The organism is Acidaminobacter sp. JC074 (assembly GCF_022496765.1).
Lineage (GTDB): Bacteria > Bacillota > Clostridia > Peptostreptococcales > Acidaminobacteraceae > JABXKX01.
Map to the genome: position 1 here is coordinate 38761 of NZ_VANV01000015.1, position 24064 is coordinate 62824.

Below are 24064 nucleotides of genomic sequence, written 5' to 3' on the forward strand. Positions count from 1 at the left end.
AAAAAAAAAGAAAAAAACCATATAACATGGTTTCTACTTAGCAAGCTGCATTGCTTCTTTCCAAGTATCTCTTAACTCTACTGCTAAGTCTAATACTTCTCTTATAATACCACTGTCCTTTTCAAGATTTGCATCCATTAGACGTGATTTCATGAACATATAGATATCACTTAGATTTTTACTAATCTCATAGTTTTCATCTAAAGTAACATTCAGTTCATTGATAATCGCTTCAGCTCTCATAATAGAGTTATGAGTCTTCTGGATATTCTTCTGGTCATTATATAGTATGCCTTGCTTTAAGAATTTAACCATGCCCTCGTATAGCATTAAGGTTAACTCTTCAGGCTTAGCTGCCATAATCTTTTGTTCTAAATAAGGATCTGCTTTAGTTTCTTGTTTTTTTGCTTCGAATACTGGTGGCTTCTTACCAAAATTATTGTTGATTTTAGGCATTACTTTCGGTTTCGAGTAATTATAAATATTTTGCATAGCCATAAAATTCGCTCCATTCTATTTCTTCCGGTAGGCCTTAGTTGCATTTGCCATACGAACGTTTCGTTCTTTTGGTTGCTCCTTAGAAGATATTTCTTCTATCAAGTTTTTTAAAGTCTTCATTTTAGGAAATTGTGTCATATCGATTGTGTCTAAATCAGAACCTAGTGTCTCTTTTAAAGTTGCGTACTTTTCAATAAATAGAATATCAATGTTTAGTGTGTCTCGGCCGACTTTAAGAAAGCCAAGCTTTGTACTACTTAGTTCTATAAGTTCTTCTATAACTTGATTTGCTAGTTCATTTTTCATAGATTATGCTTTCTCGTCTACAAATAAACCAGCGATTTCCCACATCTTAGCAATCATATCTTGAATCTTCTTTGGTGGAAACTCTTTGATAACTTCATTTGTCTCAGTATCCTTCATAACATACATCATCGTCTTAGTTGTTTCATGTACAGTTCTTTCAATAAAGTTATTATGCTTAGCTAATGTCTTATTTGCCATTTCTATTGCCTTATCAAGCATTTCATCATTGATAACATCTTGATGTTGTTCGACACCTTCTTGAAATGCTGGTGCATCTCCTGAGACATCTTTTGTTTCTAATGATTTAGCCACTTTTGGTTGGTATGCTGGTTTTTCAACCGAAACCTTATCAGCTGAAGCTACCGTCCCTTGTAAGCCACTCATACCATCGATTTTCATCACAATACCTCCTATTTTAATGTCCTAATATTAATATCGTCACAACCCCAATAATTCTTAAGAATTATTTTTTCTTATCTATAAAATAACCATCATTTTGATGTCCAGCATAAAAATATCCCCTATGAGCCTTTTTCTTTTTAGATGACAGACTCTTCTCTTTAACAACAGATCTGATATCTTCCTTGATATTCATCATAATCTCTTGAAGTTTTGTCTCTGCTTGAATATTTTTTTGCATAATGCGATTGAGTACCTCTTCAGTAACATGACCGTCAGTCTCATCAATTTTCTTGATAAGACTGTCACGCTCATCAATTAAAGTTTCTACTTGAGATACAACATTTTTGTCAGACACATTTAAGTTAATTATTTTTTCAGTCACTTTTTCAAAAGCCTCGAATAAGCTCAGTTTATCCAACTTATCCTCCCATCTGCTGTGTTAACCAAGCCGATTGAGATGAATATCTGCTCATGGCACTTTCCATAGCCGCAAATTCTTCATAATATCTTTGTTCTTGGTCAGCTAATAGTTCTAATAAACGATCAATTTCATCATCCATCTTAAGGATAGCCTTAGCTATATCTGAGTTTACATCAACACCTGTTTCAGGTCCTGCCTTTTCAATTAGATAACCTCTTTTATTATTATCATCTCTGATAATTCTAATATTATCTTGTAAAGCATCAAAAATTCTATAGGCAATACCATTTTCTTTAGTTCTATCACTTCTCTTACTAGAATCAGAATACTCAATATCAGATTCTTTGGTAAACAAATCTACAATTTCGTCTGGACGTTCTTTTAATGCTGCATCTAACTTACCCTCGTCAATTACCAGTTTACCAGCATCTTTATAATTTGAACTGGTTTGAATACCAATATCATAAAGTGTTATATCTAGTCCATCTACAGAAGCATATAGGGCTTGTCTCATTGAACTTGTAAATTGTTCAAGAGTTGAATCATTATAAAGAGTCCCCTTTCTAGCTTCTTTTTCCCATGCTTCAATGTCATCTTCGGACATCTCTTTTTTCTGAGCTTCAGTTAATGGATCATAATCTCGGTTTTTTGATGTATCTGTCATGTCATTGATTTTTTTAATCATTTCGTTATACTCATCAACAAACTTAACAATCATATCTTTGACATCAGAGGTATCAGCTTCAACGTTAATTGTGACAGCTGAATCAGGAATTTCATTTAGTGTAATAGTTGTGCCCTGAAACTCAATTGTATTGGTTGTTCTAGAAGTTGTTACACCATTTAATTCAAATACAGCATTGTCGGCCGCTGAATAATCTGATTCTGCGCCTTGTAACTTCATTTTCTCAAGTAGCCCAGATGTATCAGTAATTGATATGATATGTTCTGACCCTTCTTGGTTGGCTTCTAATGTAAACCGATCTGTTAAACTATCAAAAGAAAGCGTCACACCTGCACTACTCTTATTCACTTCTTCCATAACATCAGTTATTTTATCACTACCATCAAAGGTGAACTCAACACCATTGATGGCCATTTTACTTTCGCCACCTAAGCCAAATGCACTCGCTAGCGTCTTATTAGTATCTAACGTCCCTTCATAACCACCTGATAATCCTAAAGCACTTAATAGAGTTGAGTTAGAGTTATTCAATGAAAAACTATGACCTTCTTCAACAGAAGCCCCACCATCTTCTCTTATTTCAAATTTTACAGTAGATCCATCTTTTACACCTGTGATATCAACGTTTTTAAAAGCATCTTGTAATTTAGTGTTAATATCTAAAATAAAATCATCAATTGTAGAATAGTCCGTTTTATCAAGGGCAATAGATTTAGTTACTCCATCTAAGGTAAAAGATAAGGCATTATTAGCCTCTACAGCTGTATTCAAAGTATTGATATCGATATTCCCTGTTGTCATCTCACCAATCACTTCATTTAAAGATGTGTACTTGTCCTTAGTCGCTAGTTTTGACACACTGTTAATAGTAAAACTAGTTACCTTTGAGTCCACAGTTGTACTCACTCCAATAGCACTTGTCGAAGCGCCAGACATAATTGCAGAACCAGAGAACATATTGAATGTTGTTGTAGATCTAAAATTAGTTTCAGGCGTCAAGTAGTCAAAGTATTTATCATTAAATGCTCTAAGTACATTGGCTGCTTCTTTGTAATCTTCTTTCTGCCATTCTAAAAATTGCTTTTCCTGTTTGGCTTTATCTACTCTCGTTTGTTCAGCTTGTATCAATTTTTTAACGGTTGTATCAGTATCCATTCCTGATACCAAACCTGTGATTCTTAGCATATCACTCATTATTTCACCACCTATACAATTATTTACGGTTCCTAATAGTATTATCGGCATTTAATTCAAAATATTTAGCAAAAGAAAGACATGATTAAAAAATCATGTCTAAATCTTATCTTAATAACTGTAACACACCTTGTGGCGCTTGATTTGCCTGAGCTAACATGGATTGAGCCGCTTGTTGAAGTATGTTGTTCTTCGTAAAGTTCATCATCTCACTTGCCATGTCTACATCTCTGATTCTAGATTCTGATGCTTGTAAGTTTTCAGCAGAAATATCTAAACTCTTGATTGTATGCTCTAGACGATTTTGAATCGCACCAATTTCACTACGCTTATCTGATACCTTTATAATCGCATCATTAATAGTTTTAATTGCAGAATCAGATGTCGCTTGAGTCGATACATTCACAGAGTCAATTCCTAGTCCATTAGATGTTGCATCAAAGGTGTTAAATGTTAAATTCTGTCCTTGATTTGCGCCTATATGGAATAAAATAGTCTCAGGAGTATCGCTTTCTGTGGTTGAAGCACTATCAGAAGTAAAGTTCAAAGTATAGTGTGTATACACTTCGGCCGTTCCAGTACCATTTGGTATTGTAGCATCTAAAGACAAGTTACTTGATGAACCCGCTACAGAACCACTCACAATTGTACCTGTACCTTGAGTAAAATCCGTACTACTACTTAAATAGTTATCAAAATCACCAGCATTAAAGTCAGTGATAAACTCAGCCCAGCTGTGATAACCAGTATCACCACTAGCCACATGATCATAAGTACCAGTAGAAGTTACTTCACCTCTATCTCCTTGACTTGTCGCCTGAATCGCTTGATCTAATGTAGCTCCAGATTCCATAGCATCAATAACAGAGTTGATACCGCCAGAAGTTATTTCATGTAGCGTCTTTAAGGCTACAAATGCAGAAGCATAATCAGCTAATGAATTAGAAAATGCCCCTGAAACAACAGCGTTTTCAGCACCACCTAACTCACTTGCAGTCCAACCATTTCCACCTTGAACTAACATTGATAAGCCTTCCATAAACCACGTTTCTTCTGGTGATGTACCCGCATTAAGCAGTGATGACATCTCGGTAAACTCAAATGCATGCATGACTTCATGTGCTATTAAAGTATCCAAGGTACCTTCATCTCTTAAGTTGCCATTAGAATCTACAAAAGAATCTAAATTAATTCTCAGAGTTAACTCAGAAGCATCTGGTGGCGAAGCCATTGCAGCACCGTAAGATGCACCTTGTTCATAGATTATATTCATAGTCCTATTAGTTGGACTATCTGGAAACTCAATACCAAACCGTTCATTAATAGCGACCATAGAGTCGTTAATCCATTCCGGTATTTTTGTATTCAATGTGTTGATTACTGATTGACTAATACCATCGAAGCCATCTGCTTGAAGTTGTGCACCGTAATTCAACATTTTTTTTGTGTTAAATTCTGTCGCGTTGGCAATTCTGTCAACTTCACTCTTTAACTGAGAAATCTCAGCATTAAGTTGTTTTCTATCTTCATCAACATTCGTATCATTGGCACCTTGAACTGCAAGTTCACGCATCCTTTGTAGAATTGCATGAGTTTCGTTTAATGCACCTTCAGTGGTCTGAAGAAGTGAAACACCATCTTGGGCATTTCTTGATGCCTGATTAAGACCACGAATTTGCCCTCTCATTTTTTCAGAGATTGCAAGACCTGCAGCATCATCTCCAGCACGGTTGATTCTAAATCCTGAAGATAGTTTTTCAATTGACTTACTACCATTCTCCTGATTAATTCCAAGCACACGGTGTGTGTTCATAGCCATCAAATTATTATTAATTCGCATGATCACACCTCCCTAGGTTAAAAAGGGATGCATAAGCATCCCTTTAATTATACTATATAGTTATTATCTTAATAACTGAAGTACACCTTGAGGTGCTTGGTTAGCTTGAGCTAACATAGATTGAGCAGCCTGTTGTAAGATGTTATTCTTAGTGAAGTTCATCATTTCTTTGGCCATATCAACGTCTCTGATTCTAGATTCAGAAGCTTGTAAGTTCTCAGAAGATGTATCTAAGTTCTTAATAGTGTGCTCTAATCTGTTTTGAACAGCACCAAGCTTAGCTCTTTCATCAGATACTTTTGTGATTGCACTGTTAATTGTAGTAATCGCAGCATCAGCATCAGATTGACTAGAAATACTTAAACCACCTTGTACAGTCGCAGCAGTTGTATTACCACCTGTGAATGTAGCAGCATCTGAAGTTGTTTGAGCAACAGTTACAGTAGTTGTACCTACAGTTGCACCACCAGCAGCAAATGTTACGTCCATTTGACCAGTACCAGAGTTACCAATAGTGTATTCTCCACCAGCAGCTTGATCAATTGTTACAGCTGAACCAATAGCAGTACCACTTGAATTTGCTAATTGAACAGTAGTACCAGCAGATGCATAACCAGTAATTGTGAATGAGTCACCATTTTGACCAGCAGCACGGTTACTTACTTGTGATAAATCAATAGAAGTACCATTAATAACAACTGTACCTGAAGCAGCAACTGTTTGAGCACCATCACCAGTAATAGTGAAATTAGCAGCAGCAGCATCTACACCACCAGTTAAGTTGATAGCCGCAGCAGCACCTGAAGTATCACCAGCAGAACCCGCGGTTGCATCAGAACCTGCAGTTATTGTTATTTGAGTTACATCTATGCCAGATGGTTGTCCAGCAGCAGCTGCTTGAATTAAACCTTCAACATAACCACCTGATACTGCAATTGTGTTGTTTACATTAACTACTAAAGTGTTTCCAGACCATGCAGCACCATCTGATGCACCATTACCATCATGAATCTTAATCGAAATCCCTGACATATTACCATTCGTACCACCTGCAAATGCCCAGTCATTTTGATCACCTACAGTAATACCTGTAGCTGTAGCTGGAGTGTTTGCAACTGTATGATTATATGTGAATGTAGAAGTAAAATCTGCAGTTGGAGTACCAGTAATTAATGAACCAGCATCAGCTAAAGTTGTTCCACTTGGGAATGAAGCTGTTGCACCAGAAGCTACAGTAGCTACTGTTACTTGGTAATCACCAGCAGCTAATACATTGTCTACGTCAACAGAGTCAGCAGCAACACTAGAAACACCAGCAGCGTTAGTAGCATCTAATGTCCCAGCAGTAACATCTCTAGATACGCCTAATGACTTAGCATCCATTGCACCAATACCTAAAGACATATTTTGGCTTTGGTTAGCACCAATATGGAAAGTTAATTCGCCATCAAGGTTACCTGTTTGTAAACCACCATTCAAAAGTTTTCTTTCGTTGAACTCAGTGTTATTAGAAATTCTAGTTAACTCTGTAGATAATTGGTCTACTTCATTTTGAAGAGCAGATCTATCAGCATCAACGTTAGTATCGTTGGCAGACTGAACAGCTAGTTCACGCATTCTTTGTAAGATTGCTTGAGATTCGTTTAACGCACCTTCTGCAGTCTGTACTAATGAAATACTATCTTGAGCGTTTCTAGAAGACTGGTTAAGACCTCTAATTTGAGCTCTCATTTTTTCAGAAATTGCTAAGCCAGCAGCATCATCACCGGCACGGTTAATTCTGTAACCTGATGATAATTTCTCGATAGATTTTGCACCATTAGCTGAGTTCATGCCTAGTTGTCTATGAGTATTCATAGCCATTAAGTTATTATTAATTCTCATAATATTCCTCCTTGAATATATTTATAAGTTAGGACATCCTTGTCCATTACCAATCAAAACCATCAATATTACGGCCGATATATTGATGACTTCATAAGTATTATCGTCATTTTCTGTATTTACTTTACATCTTTTATTAAATTTCTTCAAAATTATTAAAAAATGACCGATAAAACTTTGGGAGGATTTAATTATGGAAAAAAATTGTCTTATTTGTCATAGTAACAACTTTCAGTTAGTAAAGGAAACATTAAGAGATTCTGATAAGCAATCAGTTTATATCTGTAATAATTGTAACCACATTCAGTTACATCCTATATATACAGATGATGAAGCAAAGGATTTCTATTCCAATAATAAACAAGCGAAAACAATATATAAAATCATTGATATGGATTTAATTGAAAAAAAAGCAACTGCTGACACTAAAAGAAGACTCGAGCTTTTAAAAAAAGAGTTCCATCAAAAGTCATCTATTTTTGAAATTGGTTCAGGATATGGTACTTTTATTAATGAAGCGTTAGCTAATCAATTTAACGTTGTAGGTTGTGAGCTAGGAGATGATAGGAGAAAAATTGCAAAAGAAAGATACAATGTGGATTTATTAGATATTGATATCACGCATCCTGATATGGTCCAGCATCTTTCAAAGTATGATGGTATTCTCTTATTCCATGTCCTCGAACATATTATCGACCTAGATAAATTCGTTAATAGTCTAAAGTTTATAACCCACAATAAGAGTAAAATAATAATAGAAGTACCTAATGCAGATGATCTACTCGTTAAATCTTGTAAGGAATATTCTGATTTTTACTATCAAAGTGCTCATGTATCATATTTTACTAAAGATATACTAATTGATTACTTCGAAAATCGCGGTTTTAGACTTATATCAGCCTCTGGTATTCAAAGATATAGTATAGAGAATACATTTAATTGGCTTATAAATAAACAACCACAGATTACCAATACATCTTTTAATTTATGCAACGAATACCAATGGTTAGAAAGTTACTTCAAAAGCTATCTAACTGATAACTTTATCTCAGATACCATAATACTAATATTTGAAGTGGAGTAGTTTTGAGACTAGTGTTATGGGTATGATATTAATGTAAATTTAACAAGTAAAGGAGAATAACATGAACTATAAAAAACCAAAAGTAATAGCAGAGATAGGCTGCAATCACAAAGGCGATATGGAGTTAGCTCACGAGTTTATAAAAGTTGCTGCATATTTTTGTCAGGTTGATGCTGTAAAATTTCAGAAAAGAAACAACAAGGAATTATTAACTGAAGAACAATATAATACACCTCATCCAGTTCCACATAACTCTTATGGTAATACGTACGGTGCTCATAGAGAATTTCTCGAATTCGATGTAGAACAACATCGACAATTAAAAGAATGGTGCGAGGAGTACAATATTGAATATAGTACCTCTGTTTGGGATTTGACATCAGCTAAAGAAATATCATCTCTGGAACCTAAAATGATTAAGATACCATCAGCTTGCAACAATCATTTTGAAATGCTTGAATGGCTATGTGACAACTACAAAGGAGATGTTCATCTATCTTTCGGTATGACAACTCACGAAGAAGAAGAGCAAATCATCCAGTTATTCGAAAAGAAAAAACGTAACAAAGATCTTGTTATTTATAGTTGTACCTCTGGTTATCCTGTGCCTTTCAAAGATGTATCTCTACTTGAAATTACTCGATTGATTTCCACATATGGTCATCGAGTAAAAGAAGTGGGGTTTTCAGGACATCATAATGGTATTGCTATTGATGTGGCAGCATATACATTAGGTGCTAGCACGATTGAAAGGCATTATACACTTAATCGTACTTGGAAAGGTACAGATCATGCTGCTTCCCTAGAGCCTAATGGTGTTAGACTACTCAAAAGAAACTTAATGTCTACTTTTGAAGCGTTAACATATAAAAAGGAAGAAATTCTAGAAATAGAAAAAGTTCAAAGAGATAAGCTAAAGTATAGAAAGAGGTAATTTTGAAAAAAAATGTCGGTAACAACATAGCAATAATACCAGTTAGGGGAGGTTCTAAATCTATCCCTTTAAAGAACATTAAAACTATAGCCGGTAAACCACTTTTAGCTTGGATACTAGAAGCTTCTGCTAAAAGCGAGGTTTTTGATCACATTTTTATTTCAACAGATTCTGATGAAATAAAGAAAACTTGTATAGACTACATTAATAAATTTCTATATAAATACTCGAGCAATATTACAATTATTGCTCGTAGTATAGAAACTTCTACAGATGAAGCTTCTACAGAATCAGTCTTGCTTGAGTTTGCAGATCAATATATATGTCAAACATTATGCTTGTTACAAGCCACTAGCCCTCTCACATCAGCAACTGACATTAAAGAAGCCTATCACGATTTCGTAGAAAACAAATACGATTCAATGTTAACAGGAGTAAGACAAAAGCGCTTCATTTGGAAGAAAAGTGACCTCGGTTACTCGCCAGTAAACTATGATTATAACAAAAGACCACGCAGACAAGAGTTTGATGGTTACCTTGTAGAAAATGGTTCATTCTATTTCATGAACTATAAAGGTTTAATTAGTACAGAGTCACGTTTGTTTGGACAAATCGGGTTCTATGAAATGTCAGATGAGAACTATCTTGAAATTGATGAACCAAATGACTGGATCGTAATAGAGAATACTCTTTCCAACCGAAGAATAGACAATCCGATGAAAAAAATCAAACTATTTGTAACAGACAACGATGGTGTGTTAACAGATGGTGGAATGTATTACAGCGAGTCTGGAGAAGAGTTTAAAAAATATAATACTCGAGACGGTATGGGAATAGGTTCTTTGATTAAACGCAACATCCCTGTTGTAATGATTACTGGAGAAAACTCGCCCATCGCCAAAGCCAGAGCAAAAAAATTAGGGATAGAGGATGTTTACTTAGGTATAAAAGATAAAAGAACTTGTATTCAAGAAGTTTCCCAAAAGTATTGTATTCCATTAGACGAAATTGCCTATATAGGTGATGACATTAATGATTTACCTGCAATAGAGATTGTTGGATTATCATTTGCAGTTGCTGATGCACATACTGATGTAAAAGAGAAAGCTACTTTCATTCTAAAACACAAAGGTGGCAATGGTGCTGTTAGAGAAGCATCTGATATGATTTTGAAATACTTAGCTGATTAAGGATGGTGACTATGAACTCAAACTATATAGTTCTAGAAGATCAAAAAATTATTAATGCAATTAGGCAAATTGAGTTAAATAAGAAAAGTTTTGTATTCGTGACTAATAAGAGTAATAAACTGCTCGGTACAGTGACTGATGGCGATATCAGAAGAGCTTTGCTTAATGAAACTTCTTTAGAAGAATCAATAACAACCATAATGTCTACTGATTATGAATATCTACAAACAGACAGTTCTATTGATGATTTAATCTCAAAATTTAAGAACAAAAAAATTGGATTTTTGCCTATCCTGGATTCTAAAGGTTATCTTGTTAATTTCTTAACTAAAAAACATCTTCATATACTATTAATGTCTGATATCAGTTTTGATTTATCTTACAACTTTGACGAGTTAGATGAAAACACTTTAGAATACGAAATATATAATCGACCATGGGGTATCTATAAGACTACATTCTTTAGTGACTTCTCTCAATCAAAAATTATCAAGGTATTTCCTGGTGGCGCTCTAAGTCTACAAGAACACAAAAAACGCGAGGAGCATTGGGTTATTATTAAAGGAGTCGGTGAACTCACTCTTGGTGAAACAGTAAAAGAAGTACATGCAGGAGACCACGTTTATATACCAAAAGGGTGCAAGCATCGCTTACAAAATCATACTAAAAATATTTTAATTGTTGCTGAGGTACAACTTGGTGAATACTTTGGAGAAGATGACATAATTCGATACTCTGATATATATGGAAGAACATAATGGAGAGGCAAATGAACAAATACAAAATATTGCATATCGCAAGTTTTCATGGAAACATTGGAGACAATGCAAATCATAGCGGCTTTCGTAATCTACTTAAAAAGCTAATTGAAGATGAGTTAGAATTTACAGAGCTAGAGATACGAGAATTCTACAAGTCATGGAATCTGAGGTCTTTTAATACAAGTCAGTTTACAGATCTATGTAATGCTCATGATTTGGTCATAATTGGTGGCGGAAACTTTTTCGAACTGCAGTGGGAATACTCACATACAGGTACAACAATAGATATTAGCGAAGAAACATTATTGCAAATTAAGACACCAATACTATTTAATGCTTTAGGTTGTGACTATGCTAAAGGTACTACAAATAATTCAATAAAAAAATTCGAAAATTTTATGAAGATACTTTCCGAAAGTGATCAATTCTTTGTTAGTCTAAGAAATGATGGATCACAAAAGAATATAGAGGCGTTATATGATGATATGTTCCCAAATATTCATTATATACCAGACGCTGGAATGTATCTAACTACTGACAAGAACTTTGAATCATATAAATTGTATAAGGATAACTTGATTGGTATTAACATAGTAACAGATATGAAAGAACTTAGATTCCCAAATACCAATTGGACATATGATCAATTTATAAAAGAATTTGCAAAAATAATGAACAATTTTTTAATTGAAAATCCTAAGAACAACTTAGTTCTATTCCCACATATTTATAGCGATTTAGAAGCCATCAATGACTTTTTAAAGCATATTGATGACAAGTTCAGACGTACTAGAATATCAGTTGCTCCATACTTATCTGGACCTGGTTCAGAAGAATATATCTTTGGATTATATAAAAAATGTGACTTAATTTTAGGTATGAGATTTCATAGTAATGTGTGTTCAATAGGCCAGGCAATACCTTCTATTGGATTAAATAGTTATGAAAAAGTTGAAAATTTATATACTACTCTTTCATTAGAAAACCGATTAATAAAAGTAAATGATCCTCTCGAAATTGTAGAACTGAGTAGATTTATTAATCAAAGTATCGAAAATAGTGAGGAAATAGCTTCTCTTTATAAAAAAAGAACAACTCGTTTTGAATCTGATCATAGGGATTATTACACATCACTTCAAAGTTGGTTACATCAAAATCTAAAATAATATAAAAACTCCTGAATCGCATTCGACTCAGGAGTTTTATGAATAGATTTAAAAAATACTATTGATGTTTTCAAACTCTTTGTTCATAAAGTTGTAGTCATTAAAAACTTTTGCAAAATAGCCTCCTATTTTGCTGAAAATCATCAAATATTTCTTTTCTACATCTTTTTCAATATTAATCTTTTTCAGTTCACTTAGGAGTATTGAATAGTATGTACGATTCATTGGTCTTAATATCGAAACATAGTACTTATTTTTCGATAGCCTATTTATAGATTTCTCTAAAGTAATATCCAGACCATCAAGTTTTGTCATGTTTCCATTCTTTAATGCAAAACCGATTTCATTTAGTACTTGATCGATTACTTTAAACTCCTCTCTGCATTTATATCTTTCCGAATCTAATGAATTATAGTTCTTTTGAATTTCATCAATTTCGTATTCATTAATTAATTTATCACTCTTCAAATCAAAAGGTTTCTTTGATAACTCCAGTCTATCAAGTATGTTTTCTAATGCCTCAAAGTTTGTTCCCTCAATAGAAGCACCATGTTTAGTAGTATTTGTTATTTTAACATTAGGGTTGCTATTTATTAACATCTCTAATTGCTTCTTCATTGTAAAATACATATCATTAGTATACATTGTTTCGCCATAAACATCTTTTATCTCAATACTATTTTCCATTTCTTTATCACTAACAGCAGTTGGGATGTGAGCATAATCAATACCATCTGCAAACTTCTTCTTTTTGTGGAAACCAAGATTTTGTCCACACAAAATAATTTCCTTAAAACCTAGTTTAATTAAGGTTTGTAGTGTTATTAATGCAACGGTTGGGCTATCGTTTATAACTGTCGTGTTATATTCTTGATTAATCAAAATATTTGACACTGTGTCCTGATTAATTAGAATATGATACATAAATCGATCATCAAAGGGTTCTAGTGTTTCATTACCGACAGTGGAACCAAATATAATAGGCGTCATCACATCTGATTCAAGATATTCCTTAATAACAAACTGATTTCTAAACTTAGGGTCATAAGTTATTATACCATCAGGATTAATCGAATTCTTCAGTAGTGTCTTATTAGCCGATCCCACTCCAAACATATATACATTGTTTTTCTGAGATATATCTCTAAGTATATCAAGATCATAATTAAGTGATGGTCCTGATGCAATCATAATTGCTGTAGATTCACTTAAATCATAATTAGATAGGTTCATAAAATTAGAAGTCTTCATTACTTTAGGAAAATTCCTTACAGCATTTAGAATCCATCTTTTCTCAAATGCATTATTTGCTACTGTACTTCTTCTTTTATGTTCGACCACTTTTGTCAAGTCATGGTAAAACTCATCAATAACACTACTAAACAGTCTCTTGTATTGCGGCAAAATAATTATGTCAAAATTCCCCTTTGTATTTTCTGAAAATTGTTTAAAAAAAGTACCATAAATAGAGTCTTTATTCATCAAAGTAACTGTTTCTATTCTGTCAAAATTAATACCTTCAAGATCATAATAATTCAACAATAACTGTATTGTGTTCATATAATCAATAACATATATCTTACAACTCTCATTAACAGCTTCAGTAATCTTTTTCAGAATCTGACCATTCCCTACACCAAATATTACCACTTCGTCATTTGAATATAAGTCTTCAATTTGATCTATCACAAGAGCTGCTTCTTTTGAAGAATCAACTGTACTATGAAGGTAGACTGCTTTCTTGTCTCTAACTACATACATTCCCTTATCATCATTCTTGATCATAGCATTTTCCATATTATATGGATTTTGCTTAAGTAAATTATGTAAAGGTAACATGTGTTTCTTTAAGTATTCATAATTCTTTAAAATCATATTAAGCTTCCTCCAACATTAAAATATGTCGTCCAATGTTATACATAAAAATATCAGCAATTAAAGGATAGTTTATTGACTCCTTATAAACATAAACTTTCTCTAAATCAAGAAACACTTCATTTAATCTTCCAGAGTTTTTTGCTTCAATTTTCGCTAAAACATCCACAAACTCAATAACTAAATTCCATGCAACTTGATCATCACCGATATAAAATAATTCTGCAATTTTTTGAGATAGTTGATAAGCTTGAGTTACTAACATCTTTCCTCCCTATTTATAGAAAAAAGTTTGAATAAAATCATCCAAACTTACTTTAACATTTTATCCTGTTTCTTTCTATTGTCAGTTTTCATATTAAGATTTAACTTTTTACCTTTAAGTTGATCCAATTTCGATTTGGTGTTCATAGCAGCCTTGTTTTCTTCCATAATTAAATCAAATACTTCTTTTCTATGTATTTCGATTTCTTTAGGAGCATCAATACCGATTCTCACCTTACCATCATCAGACTCAATTATTTTAATCTCAATATTACCACCAATGATTATACTTTCATTTTTCTTTCTTGAGAGTACTAACATTAATCCTCTCCTTTATCAAATATTTTGTGTTTATAGGCAAATTCCTCTTTCAAAATAACTTGCTTTGCCTTTCTATTATTCGCATTTACCACAATTGGAGATTTCAAATTAACTGTTATATCCTCTATTTCGTCTGGAATGATAACAGTTGTATAAACGATTAAATCATTAACAGTATCAATCTCTAATTGCTCTACTGTAAAATCATCAAGTTCAAAGTCATAATTCTCAACAAAAAGAAATGGATCTGTTATTACAAATGTCAGTGATTCTTCTTCAATTGATTGTAACCAATGAAATGGAAGTCCTGGTTCTACATTACCAATTAAAAGAAACCTTGTCTTACCATCAAATCCATATATAGAATCTACAAACTCTATTACATCTTCTTCTGTGTATTCTACTTCACCTCTATAATCCGTTACTAGCTTCAACTTTGACCTCCTTTTCAAACTTGCAAGTCTACTTTTTCGCCTATATACTTTATTGAAATACTATTTTTTTGTTCCATATATCTTTCAACCCTTCCAGGTTGATAATCTATTCTTGGTTTCTGTGCTATAACTCTTTGATTATTTTGACCTTCAGTAACTTGAATATCTACTTGTCCTTCTATAAGTGTTATTTGAGGTCTAGTTCTCGGCATAGTTACCATGCCAAACTCATTGTAAAATTGATCAAAGGCATTGTAGAGAGCTTGATCAGCAATTTGATTACCACCCTCATGAACGTTAGTGAGTTCGTTACCTTGGTCAGCGATTCTTCCTATACTCTCCTGCATTTTTTGCTTTGCGTAAGCGACATAATCGGCACTAAAAGACTGATTGTCTTTTAGGCCTGATTCATTAAACGACTGATTCTGATCAATATCTACTGTAGGTAAAGATACTTCCACCTTAATTGTCGGCAAGGTAAAACCGCCTTCTACTTGAGCTTTGGGTTGCTCAATAGAATGCTGTGGTTTAGTAATATTATGACCCAGTATTGCAGGGGTTGTTCTTATTTCCAAAGCCATAGTCTCACCTCTACTCTAATTATATACCTCTATCAAGATATTTTAAACTATCTGATGAAATCAATTAAAGATGGTTGAATAACTCTTGCCCCTGTATTCAATGATGCTTTATAAACATTCTCAGCATTTTTTAGTTTCATAATAACTTCAGACATATCTGCATCTTGAGCATCTGATAATAACGATGTAAAAGAAACATTGTTAGCCGAAATCTTTTTAGCAATCATCTCCATACGATTCACTCTTGCACCAATATCTGCTCTTAAAGAAAGCATACGATTCATATGGCCATCTATTTTGCCTAAACTGGCATCAATGGTTGCTTGATCTCCAGTATCAAGCGCAGCAATTAATTCATCCAAATCCGCCATCATCTCTGATGTTCTCGTTCTAGGAAAATCTACTGTTAAAGTTGGCTGTTTATGAATTTCTGTATCAGGAGCCGGACTAGCAGTTGTAACTGTTAGTTCATTTGCACCATTAACACTTATTGTAACTACATCAGCTCCAAACTCTGCTATAGCTCTGTTGTTAATCGCAGTTGCATAATCTTGTAAGGTGTCCAACGTATCTGTTGGAAGTGGTGATAATTTTTTCGAAACACCATCCACAACCACCATCATGGGATTATCTCTTAATAAATCCTGTTCTGCAGCTGTAAAATTCGGTGCTGGTGGCTGAACAGGATAAGCTGGTCCAGAAACCGTTGCCTCAACTTTACCTACACCTGCAACAACTCCTGGTGCTGCTAAAGTATAACCAGCTGGTGCTGTAAAACCTGTAATAGAATTAGCAGCACCATAACCTGCAGACTCAATTACTAATTGGTCATTTGCATTAAAATATGCCGTACCATTTGTACCTAGTTCACCATTGATTGTATCCAAAACTAATTCTTTATTTAGTGGTGCAACAGAACCGTCTAAAGTCACACCTGGTGCAGGTGCTGTCGGTGGAATAACTACTGCAGTACCATTGATTGTCATGCTTAATGAGCCTGGTCCATACGTTCCTGACATATCAAATGACCCTTGCATGTAAGATTTGGTTGCAGCTACACCCTCATCAGTTGCAGCTTTGGTAGGATCTGTACCATCCACTGGCATGATAGAATCTAAAATGTTAACTTCGTCTACAGTGCCATAAACATCTAGACCTGATGTCATAACGTTCATAGATTCACCAACTTGAACCTCATACTTGACAACTGGTTTCTCATTAATTGTGTATGCATCTAAATCCAAATTGTATGAACCGTCTTTATTTAAGAGTTTCTTATCTGTCTCAAATCCCGAAAACACATATCTTCCAGCAAATGTTGTGTTTCCATTTGTTATTAACTGTTCTTTCATCTGCTCTATTTCAAGCTTAATTTTTTGAGTATCACCAGCTGTATTTGTCCCGTTAGCCGCTTGTACAGTTAACTCTCTAATTCTTTGAAATATATCACCATTATCTTCTAATGCTTTTTCAGTAACCTCTAACCAGCCTAAAGCATCTCTAGTATTTTTGTCATATTGCTCTAATTCCGCAAGATCTGTTCTTCTTGATAATATTTTTGATGATAAAACAGGATCATCAGATGGTCTCTGAATTTTTTTACCCGTTGCAAGTTCATCTTGTCTTTCTGACATATATTCTAAGTTCTTGTTCACATTATAAAGTAGATTCGATGTCATCATATTATTTGTAACGCGCATAACTTACCTACCTTCCTACAGTTCCAAGTCTATTAACCACTAAGTCAATCATTTCATCAATGACGTTAACCATTCTAGCACTCGCATTGTATGCCTGCTGGAACTTGATCATATTGGTCATTTCCTCATCTAAGGAAACGCCCATAATCGATTGTCTGTTAAATTCAATCTGTTTTAATAATACTGTTTCATTGTCTTCATTTCTTGAAGCATCCTGTGCATCAACACCTAAGTTTGAAATTAAAGATTTCAAGAAGTCATCAGGAGAACCCCATGCATAAAGACCAGTATTATGTCTAACTTCAGCAAGAGTCAAAGCATTACCACCATCACCCGGTGCACCTTCCGCTGTAGCAGAAGCAGCTATTTTATCTAAGTCACTTTCTATATCTTTAGAAATAGTTAATTCCTTTGCTTCTATTCTATCTACAACGATATATTTACCTTGAACAAACTTAATTGATTTACCATCATATGCTGGGTTATTTTCAAGAATATCAGTGATGTTATCGTGAATCTTTTCTTCAATTTCTTCTTGATCAGTCATACCAGCTGTATCTTCTAATACTGCTGTTGTCACATCAATACCTGCTTGACCATTAAATCCTGATGTTAAAAGATAATCTTCAAACTCAGCAGTTGTCATATTATTAATGGTAAAAAGGTTGGTTCCAGTTTCAGCATTTAAATCATAACCAGATTTATGAACTCTATTCATTTCGGTAATCAATGTATCTGTAAACTCATTGAGTTTATCTACATAGTATGGAATACCCTTTTGTTCACCGTCGATATTGTCTCTCATATCGATTAGGGCTTTAAGTTTACCACCTGTTGTTGTAAAAGTAGAACCTGATTCCCATTCTAAATCATTTAATCGATCAATATCATAAGGATTATCTCGTGAAGTTCTTTCAACTAATTTCAGTTGATCATAGTCATAGTGAGACACCAAAGATCTACCTGTTACATCTACATAAAATCTTCCCATGGAATCTTCATAATAATTGATATCTACTAACTCAGATAATTTATCTAATACAAGGTTTCTTTGATCTCTTAAGTCATTTGCAGTTTGACCATTAAGTTCTGTGTTATAAATTGTTTTGTTTAGATCTGCAATTTGCTTAGCATAACCATTGATTTGAGTAGAAACTACTTCAATTTCAAAATCTAAGTTTTTCTGTTCTCTTTCTAGAGATTCACTTAAACCACCAATTGCTTCTTGAAGAGCGATAGCTCTCTGACGTACAAGTGCTCTAGTAGTAAGTGACTCAGGTGCCTTATTAAGCTCATGAAGAGCACTAAAAAACTCATCCATAACAGTTGTAATACCAGAATCAGATGGTTCATTGAAAATAGCTTCTAAAGTAGAATACACACTTGATAGTGATGAATATTCACCAAGTTTTGTATTCTCACCTCTATATTTCTCATCTAGAAACTCATCTCTGATTTGCTGTACATTATCCATACCAACACCTTTACCAATGGTGCCTGGTACTGATGGAAATGTATCTGGTTGATTTGCCTGCATGGTGAGTCTTTGTCTTGCAAAGCCAGGTGTATTGGCATTTGCAATATTATGAGACACTGTATTTAGTGCCATTTGATTAGCTGATAAACCTGAATATGCTACACCTAATCCAAAGAATGTTGAAGCCATAATATCCTCCTATATTTTTCTATCGAATATACTCTTTCGCTCAACATCCATGTCATTAGCGTCATGTTCATAATTAACGTTACCTTCACCAACCGTTGTCATAAGATTCAAATCAAATTGAATCTGTTCAATGGATTGTTCAAGTAGTTGTCTATTTAAGTCATTTTTCTGACTAAGTATCTTAACTGTATTAACAAGTTTCGTTCTTATACCATCTATGTTTCTCACTTCATGATCACTCATAAATGGATACAAATCTGTTAAGGCATTAATCTCAACCAAGTTGTATTCCTTTACTAACCCGCTGAGCATCTTTGCTCGTATTTGTTCTAATTTGACTAGACTTATAGAATAAGTTTTTTCTTTTTCCATAATTCTCTGTATTTCAGTTAAATTGTTATTAACGATTGCTGCTTGCTTTTCTTTAGCAAGCAGGATAATCTCATCATAAATTTCTTGTTCTTTTCTTAAAGCTAAAATTAGCTGATCTATCATTTTCGACATTTATGCCCCTTTTCATATACCAAAACAGTAGTAAGGATTCGGCTGTTATCCTTATCTACTGTTATTTTGCGTTTGACATCATTTTCTTGATAATATCTTCAGCAGACGGTTTGTATTCACCTTTATCGATCTGTGACTCGACTTCATCAATCTTATCTTGTCTCACGTCTGGTAGTTTTTTGAAGGCATCCATTGCAGTTTGGAAATCAATTGAGCTTTGCGAAATATCTAGTTGATCTCTCTTCATCTCAGTTTTTCCAGTCTTTTTTACTTTTCCAACATTTTTATTATAATTGTTTAATACTTTCTGTACTCTCATATTTGTATTTATTTTCATACAAAACACCTCCATTCAGCCGATACCTTCTAAAAAGTATATCGGCAGTACAGAGGTGTTATTTAACCTTTTTTTATTTTTTTTTATTTTTTATGTGCATACCTGTGCCTTTATCCAACTTACGTGGTTTTTTAATGGCGTTAGCAGCGCTTCTTAAATTCAAAGTAATCTCTCTATGGCATTTGTCACAGTATTTTCCTGAATGAATCGGTTCACCACAGTTTTCACACTGAATGACCATATTAGGTCCAATTGTCTCTAATCTACCCTCCCTTAGAAAATCCAAGACAAGTCGTCTTTCTACGCCTAAGTTTTCAACCACCTCTTCTATGGTTGCTCCTGGACAATCATACAAGTATTCTTTTATCATTTTAAACTTCGCATCATCAGCTTGTCTACAAGCAGGACACCTTTTGATGCCCATTACAGAATGAAACATCTTACCACATGACTTACAATTAATAACTTCCAAAGTCTCATCTCCTCTATTCACCGACAGCAAATGTGATAATAATTTATATACTACATCATTTGCTTTAAGTGTTTTTGAACACATGTTAAGTATTGAACCTGATGTGAAAATATCATCTACTAATATAATGTTACCCACAAAACATCGTTTCAACACAGAAGCTTAAAAGAGTTATGAAATACTTTATTAAAACATGGAACTTCATTCATTAAGCTATCTCGAATGATTGTTAATAAAATACATTTTTGTTGTTATATTCATTCCGTGGTGATAAACTAAACATACTGAGGTCGGTTGATTCTGCAGGGCGACACTATCTTTTGAAGGAGGTGAAGCCTTATGGACATTCTTTTGTTGACTATTTTAGCAACTATTGTCTGTACTGTCCTAGCAACTTATGTTGTTCGGTATATTGATAAAAAGAAAAACAACCGTTAATCCTGCCGGGTAACGGTTGAAGAAAAACTCTTCGGTCGTCCATGTAGGACAACATCTCAGTTGTAAGCCTAGTGTTAGCCCACTAGGCTTACTTTTATTATACTACTTTGAGTTTTATTTTCAATGATTCTTTCAAAATATTGGAATATGCTACTCACCTACTGCAAACGTTATAATGAGTATATAGCCTGCACCACTTTCTTTTAACACCTTTGAACATGCATTTAATGTAGAACCTGTTGTAAATATATCATCAACTAGAATTATATTACCTTCAACTTTTGAACTCAACTCAAACGCTTCATGTAGTACTACTAATCTTTCATCAGCCGTTAACTTATTAAGAGGCTTAGTGTGTTTTCTTCTTTCTAAAGCTTTAGATATTGGTAGACCTGACAGATAACTTAAGTGATTACAGATGAGTTCAGCTTGATTGTAACCACGACTTTTGTACCTTTCTGTATGAAGCGGTACCGGTACAATTACATCAAAGTCTATATCTATATCACTTCTCACTATATAATCGAGCATGTACTTTGCTATTGTATGAGAAATATAGCGTTTGTCATGATACTTTAAGTTAAATAGAAGCTTCTTTGACAACTCATCATATACAGTCACTGATAAGCCTCTATCATAATATCTTTTTATGCCTTTACAATGATGACAGACCTCATAGTCACTCTTCATAATCATCCTGCCGCAAAAGCGACATACTGACCCTATATTAAACTGTAATGATCCTTTGCAAATATCACAAAGTTCGTGATCTGATTCGTCCCCACATAGTACACAAGTTAAGTCTCTAGGATATAAGACTTCTAAAAAGTTATCTATAAGCTTCATTATCATCTTCATACTAACAGTATATGGAAAATATAGCATAGTGTCAAAATTTTACATTTCAATCATCCAAGATTTACCTTTGAGACTTCCACTTCTTTATGGGTATAATTATGTGTGGAGGTTACTATGAGTTTAAAAGAAAAAGTTGCTTATTCAAGAAAAAGACCCAAAGTCTATGTTTCTGCAGTATTACCTATAATAACTTATACAGACCAGGACGATATCCATGATATCATCTGTTTGATGATGGCGACAGCCTATCAAGACATGCCTGATACATTTTATAAACTGGTTTCTGTCGTTGAAGCTTTACCTGACTTACATGACCACTTAGACTATATGTACTATTACCATCTGTCACTCGCCTCTTTTTACAAGCATTCTGGTGATAGTGCCAATGCTATAGAACACTGCTTAAGGTCTAACGATTTGGCTTATAGGATGAATGACAACTGTGGTATTGTACAGTCCTATCGTTTTATTTCATCTGTATATTTAAATAACAAAGACTATGAAAACGCCACTTATTACTCTACTTGCGCTATAAAAGAAGTCAGTCAATGTGATGATGATTCATTAGCAGCCAATGTCTATAACCTATATGGCGTTATACTCGTTGATTTAGAAGAGTACAAGTATGCACTCCAGGCCTATGACAATGCCTTTAATGCCATAAAAAACATGGAAGGTTATGAAGAAGATATGCTTTACTACCTGCTACACCTAAACTATGGTGAAGTTTTAATGTTAAGTGGTAAGCTAGAAGAATCTGAAAAGTATTATCTTAAAGCCATAGCTTTGTCTGAAAAGTATGACCATGACTATCCATTTTCAGATTTGCTTTTAATGCTTGTAGACTTTTATAAGAAGTCAGGCAACTACCAAAAAGCATGTGAATACTATGATCGATTCTTTTCTCGTAATACTAAAGCTGAACCTATTCAAGACCAACTTGGACAAAAGAAAGATAAAGATGAAATCAAGAAAGAATTGTCTCAGCTTAAACAACTAAAAGACACCAACCATATACTTCTAAAGCGACTCAATCAGCTACAACAGCTTTCTGAAAAATCAGAGCTACAAGACCACTTTGAGCTCCAAAATGCACTGACAGCTGCTCTAGAAAAAGGTCACATCATTACTTATTTTCAAGGTAAATGGTCTCTTAGTAAAAACAGATTTGTTGGTTGTGAAGCCTTTATCAGATGGGAAGACGATGGTACCATCGTACCACCAGGTGCTTTTATACCTAAGGTTGAAAACTCAGAGCTTATCATAGAGCTGTCTAAAAAGGTTATACAAGACAGCATCCACTTATGTAAGGAGATTGTTGAGACAATCGATCCTGATTTCGTCATCAGCATCAACATCGCACCATATCAACTCGAACATCAAGACCTTGCTAAGTATATTCAAGGCGAACTCCTTTTGGCACACCTTGAACCAAAACACATTGAACTTGAAATAACGGAAAGATCCTTTATCAATTCAACGGCTAATATTGTAGACCAACTTTCACAGTTAAGAGCCTTAGGCCTTTCTATATCATTAGATGATTTCGGTACAGGCTATTCATCTCTGTCATATATAAACGACTACCAGTTTAACTGTATCAAACTAGACAGAAGCCTTCTTAACAACATCTCAACAGATGTGAGAGCTTATGGTCTTATGTCTGGTATCATCAGCATGTTCAATGCCTTAAAATTAGATACTGTCGTTGAAGGTATAGAAACTTTAGAGCAGGTAGAAATCTTAAAATCACTAAAAAGTGACTATGTACAAGGTTATTATTATCACAAACCATCTAATAGAGAAAACTTTATAAAACAAGTCAAAAAACGATGAAAAGCCTAGCTCTTCATCGTTTTTTCTATTTCTTAACCTCTTCAGTTTTTCTCATGCGTGTCGCTGTCCAATCATCACTTAGTGAGACTTGCCTAACTGATCTGAAACCATAGTCAGTAAAACCATTCATATAAGTATCTCTTGATAAGTCAGAACCCTTGTATTTCTTTGAAGACTTCTTAGGATAACAAAACCACCAGATGTTGCCTATCTTATACTCTTTCATCAACTTTTCAAACTCACCAAACAGTTGGTCTTCACTTGTGTGAAAGGCAATCAAACATTCTGTGTCTTCTGAGATTGGTTCAAGCTCAGATGTGATACCCTTTAGTTCCTCTGGTAGATTAAATATTGAAATTGGTTTATCTTTGACCTGCAATTTTTTTCTTAACATAATCCCTCCTTGAAATACA

At 34.0% G+C, this 24064-nt stretch carries 25 protein-coding genes; 6 read left to right on the top strand and 19 right to left on the bottom strand.

From position 1 onward, the window contains the following. Window positions 1–33: 33 nt before the first annotated feature. The 7 genes from fliS to EZV73_RS28790 form a co-directional block, all read right to left on the bottom strand. Window positions 34–498, bottom strand: a complete 465-nt coding sequence (gene fliS, locus EZV73_RS17065; protein ID WP_255813624.1) for a flagellar export chaperone FliS — start codon at window positions 496–498, stop codon at window positions 34–36. A 15-nt stretch (window positions 499–513) separates the two neighbouring features. After that, the gene (locus EZV73_RS17070; RefSeq protein ID WP_240841623.1) at window positions 514–804 is read right to left on the bottom strand and encodes a hypothetical protein; all 291 of its coding nucleotides are present in this window, start codon (window positions 802–804) and stop codon (window positions 514–516) included. Between the two features lie 3 nt (window positions 805–807). Continuing rightward, window positions 808–1203, bottom strand: coding sequence for a flagellar protein FlaG (locus EZV73_RS17075; protein ID WP_240841757.1), 396 nt, complete (start codon window positions 1201–1203; stop codon window positions 808–810). Window positions 1204–1267: 64 nt separating this feature from the next. Beyond that, on the bottom strand, window positions 1268–1624 hold the full coding sequence (locus EZV73_RS17080) for a hypothetical protein (RefSeq protein WP_240841624.1): 357 nt from the start codon (window positions 1622–1624) through the stop codon (window positions 1268–1270). Between the two features lies 1 nt (window position 1625). Then, window positions 1626–3506 carry a flagellar filament capping protein FliD gene (gene fliD, locus EZV73_RS17085; protein WP_240841625.1) on the bottom strand — a complete coding sequence of 627 codons (1881 nt, stop codon included), beginning with the start codon at window positions 3504–3506 and terminating at the stop codon, window positions 1626–1628. A gap of 106 nt (window positions 3507–3612) precedes the next feature. Further along, window positions 3613–5346, bottom strand: coding sequence for a flagellinolysin (locus EZV73_RS17095; protein ID WP_255813626.1), 1734 nt, complete (start codon window positions 5344–5346; stop codon window positions 3613–3615). 63 nt (window positions 5347–5409) lie between these two features. Continuing rightward, the gene (locus EZV73_RS28790; RefSeq protein ID WP_305037117.1) at window positions 5410–7230 is read right to left on the bottom strand and encodes a flagellin; all 1821 of its coding nucleotides are present in this window, start codon (window positions 7228–7230) and stop codon (window positions 5410–5412) included. Window positions 7231–7423: 193 nt separating this feature from the next. On the opposite strand from EZV73_RS28790, the gene EZV73_RS17110 reads away from it, so the two are divergent. The 5 genes from EZV73_RS17110 (at window position 7424) to EZV73_RS17130 (ending at window position 12365) form a co-directional block, all read left to right on the top strand. Next, window positions 7424–8314 (top strand): class I SAM-dependent methyltransferase, encoded by an 891-nt coding sequence (locus EZV73_RS17110; protein WP_240841626.1) that lies wholly within the window; start codon window positions 7424–7426, stop codon window positions 8312–8314. A 61-nt stretch (window positions 8315–8375) separates the two neighbouring features. After that, entirely contained in the window at window positions 8376–9248 is an 873-nt protein-coding gene (locus EZV73_RS17115) for an N-acetylneuraminate synthase family protein (RefSeq protein ID WP_240841627.1), read from the top strand. A gap of 2 nt (window positions 9249–9250) precedes the next feature. Beyond that, window positions 9251–10438: an acylneuraminate cytidylyltransferase gene (locus EZV73_RS17120; protein ID WP_240841628.1), complete on the top strand. Its 1188-nt coding sequence runs from the start codon at window positions 9251–9253 to the stop codon at window positions 10436–10438. An 11-nt stretch (window positions 10439–10449) separates the two neighbouring features. Further along, a complete protein-coding gene (locus EZV73_RS17125) occupies window positions 10450–11196 on the top strand; it encodes a CBS domain-containing protein (protein ID WP_240841629.1) in 747 nt (248 codons plus the stop codon). A gap of 11 nt (window positions 11197–11207) precedes the next feature. After that, window positions 11208–12365: a polysaccharide pyruvyl transferase family protein gene (locus EZV73_RS17130; RefSeq protein ID WP_240841630.1), complete on the top strand. Its 1158-nt coding sequence runs from the start codon at window positions 11208–11210 to the stop codon at window positions 12363–12365. Window positions 12366–12413: 48 nt separating this feature from the next. Here EZV73_RS17130 and EZV73_RS17135 read toward each other — a convergent pair whose 3' ends face one another. From EZV73_RS17135 to EZV73_RS17185, 11 genes are all read right to left on the bottom strand, one after another. Further along, window positions 12414–14240, bottom strand: a complete 1827-nt coding sequence (locus EZV73_RS17135) for a motility associated factor glycosyltransferase family protein (protein WP_240841631.1) — start codon at window positions 14238–14240, stop codon at window positions 12414–12416. A 1-nt stretch (window position 14241) separates the two neighbouring features. After that, window positions 14242–14505, bottom strand: coding sequence for a hypothetical protein (locus EZV73_RS17140; RefSeq protein WP_240841632.1), 264 nt, complete (start codon window positions 14503–14505; stop codon window positions 14242–14244). 47 nt (window positions 14506–14552) lie between these two features. Continuing rightward, window positions 14553–14825, bottom strand: coding sequence for a carbon storage regulator CsrA (csrA, locus tag EZV73_RS17145; protein WP_240841633.1), 273 nt, complete (start codon window positions 14823–14825; stop codon window positions 14553–14555). Next, entirely contained in the window at window positions 14825–15259 is a 435-nt protein-coding gene (gene fliW, locus EZV73_RS17150; protein WP_240841634.1) for a flagellar assembly protein FliW, read from the bottom strand. Before fliW ends, csrA begins: the two co-directional genes overlap by 1 nt. A 14-nt stretch (window positions 15260–15273) precedes the next feature. After that, window positions 15274–15840, bottom strand: coding sequence for a DUF6470 family protein (locus tag EZV73_RS17155; RefSeq protein WP_240841635.1), 567 nt, complete (start codon window positions 15838–15840; stop codon window positions 15274–15276). Window positions 15841–15887: 47 nt separating this feature from the next. After that, complete coding sequence (flgL, locus tag EZV73_RS17160; RefSeq protein WP_240841636.1) at window positions 15888–17540, bottom strand: flagellar hook-associated protein FlgL; 1653 nt, start codon at window positions 17538–17540, stop codon at window positions 15888–15890. Between the two features lie 7 nt (window positions 17541–17547). Continuing rightward, window positions 17548–19206 carry a flagellar hook-associated protein FlgK gene (gene flgK / locus EZV73_RS17165; protein WP_240841637.1) on the bottom strand — a complete coding sequence of 553 codons (1659 nt, stop codon included), beginning with the start codon at window positions 19204–19206 and terminating at the stop codon, window positions 17548–17550. Between the two features lie 9 nt (window positions 19207–19215). Then, entirely contained in the window at window positions 19216–19710 is a 495-nt protein-coding gene (locus EZV73_RS17170) for a flagellar protein FlgN (RefSeq protein ID WP_240841638.1), read from the bottom strand. A 61-nt stretch (window positions 19711–19771) separates the two neighbouring features. Next, entirely contained in the window at window positions 19772–20047 is a 276-nt protein-coding gene (gene flgM, locus EZV73_RS17175; RefSeq protein ID WP_240841639.1) for a flagellar biosynthesis anti-sigma factor FlgM, read from the bottom strand. Window positions 20048–20120: 73 nt separating this feature from the next. Then, a complete protein-coding gene (locus EZV73_RS17180; RefSeq protein ID WP_240841640.1) occupies window positions 20121–20519 on the bottom strand; it encodes a hypothetical protein in 399 nt (132 codons plus the stop codon). A 588-nt stretch (window positions 20520–21107) separates the two neighbouring features. Then, window positions 21108–21803 carry a ComF family protein gene (locus tag EZV73_RS17185; protein WP_240841641.1) on the bottom strand — a complete coding sequence of 232 codons (696 nt, stop codon included), beginning with the start codon at window positions 21801–21803 and terminating at the stop codon, window positions 21108–21110. Between the two features lie 126 nt (window positions 21804–21929). Here EZV73_RS17185 and EZV73_RS17190 point away from each other — a divergent pair, with 126 nt between their 5' ends. Continuing rightward, complete coding sequence (locus tag EZV73_RS17190; protein ID WP_240841642.1) at window positions 21930–23651, top strand: EAL domain-containing protein; 1722 nt, start codon at window positions 21930–21932, stop codon at window positions 23649–23651. A 25-nt stretch (window positions 23652–23676) separates the two neighbouring features. Here the strand turns inward: EZV73_RS17190 and EZV73_RS17195 are convergent, their stop codons facing one another. After that, window positions 23677–24045 carry a hypothetical protein gene (locus EZV73_RS17195; RefSeq protein WP_240841643.1) on the bottom strand — a complete coding sequence of 123 codons (369 nt, stop codon included), beginning with the start codon at window positions 24043–24045 and terminating at the stop codon, window positions 23677–23679. Between the last annotated feature and the right edge of the window lie 19 nt (window positions 24046–24064).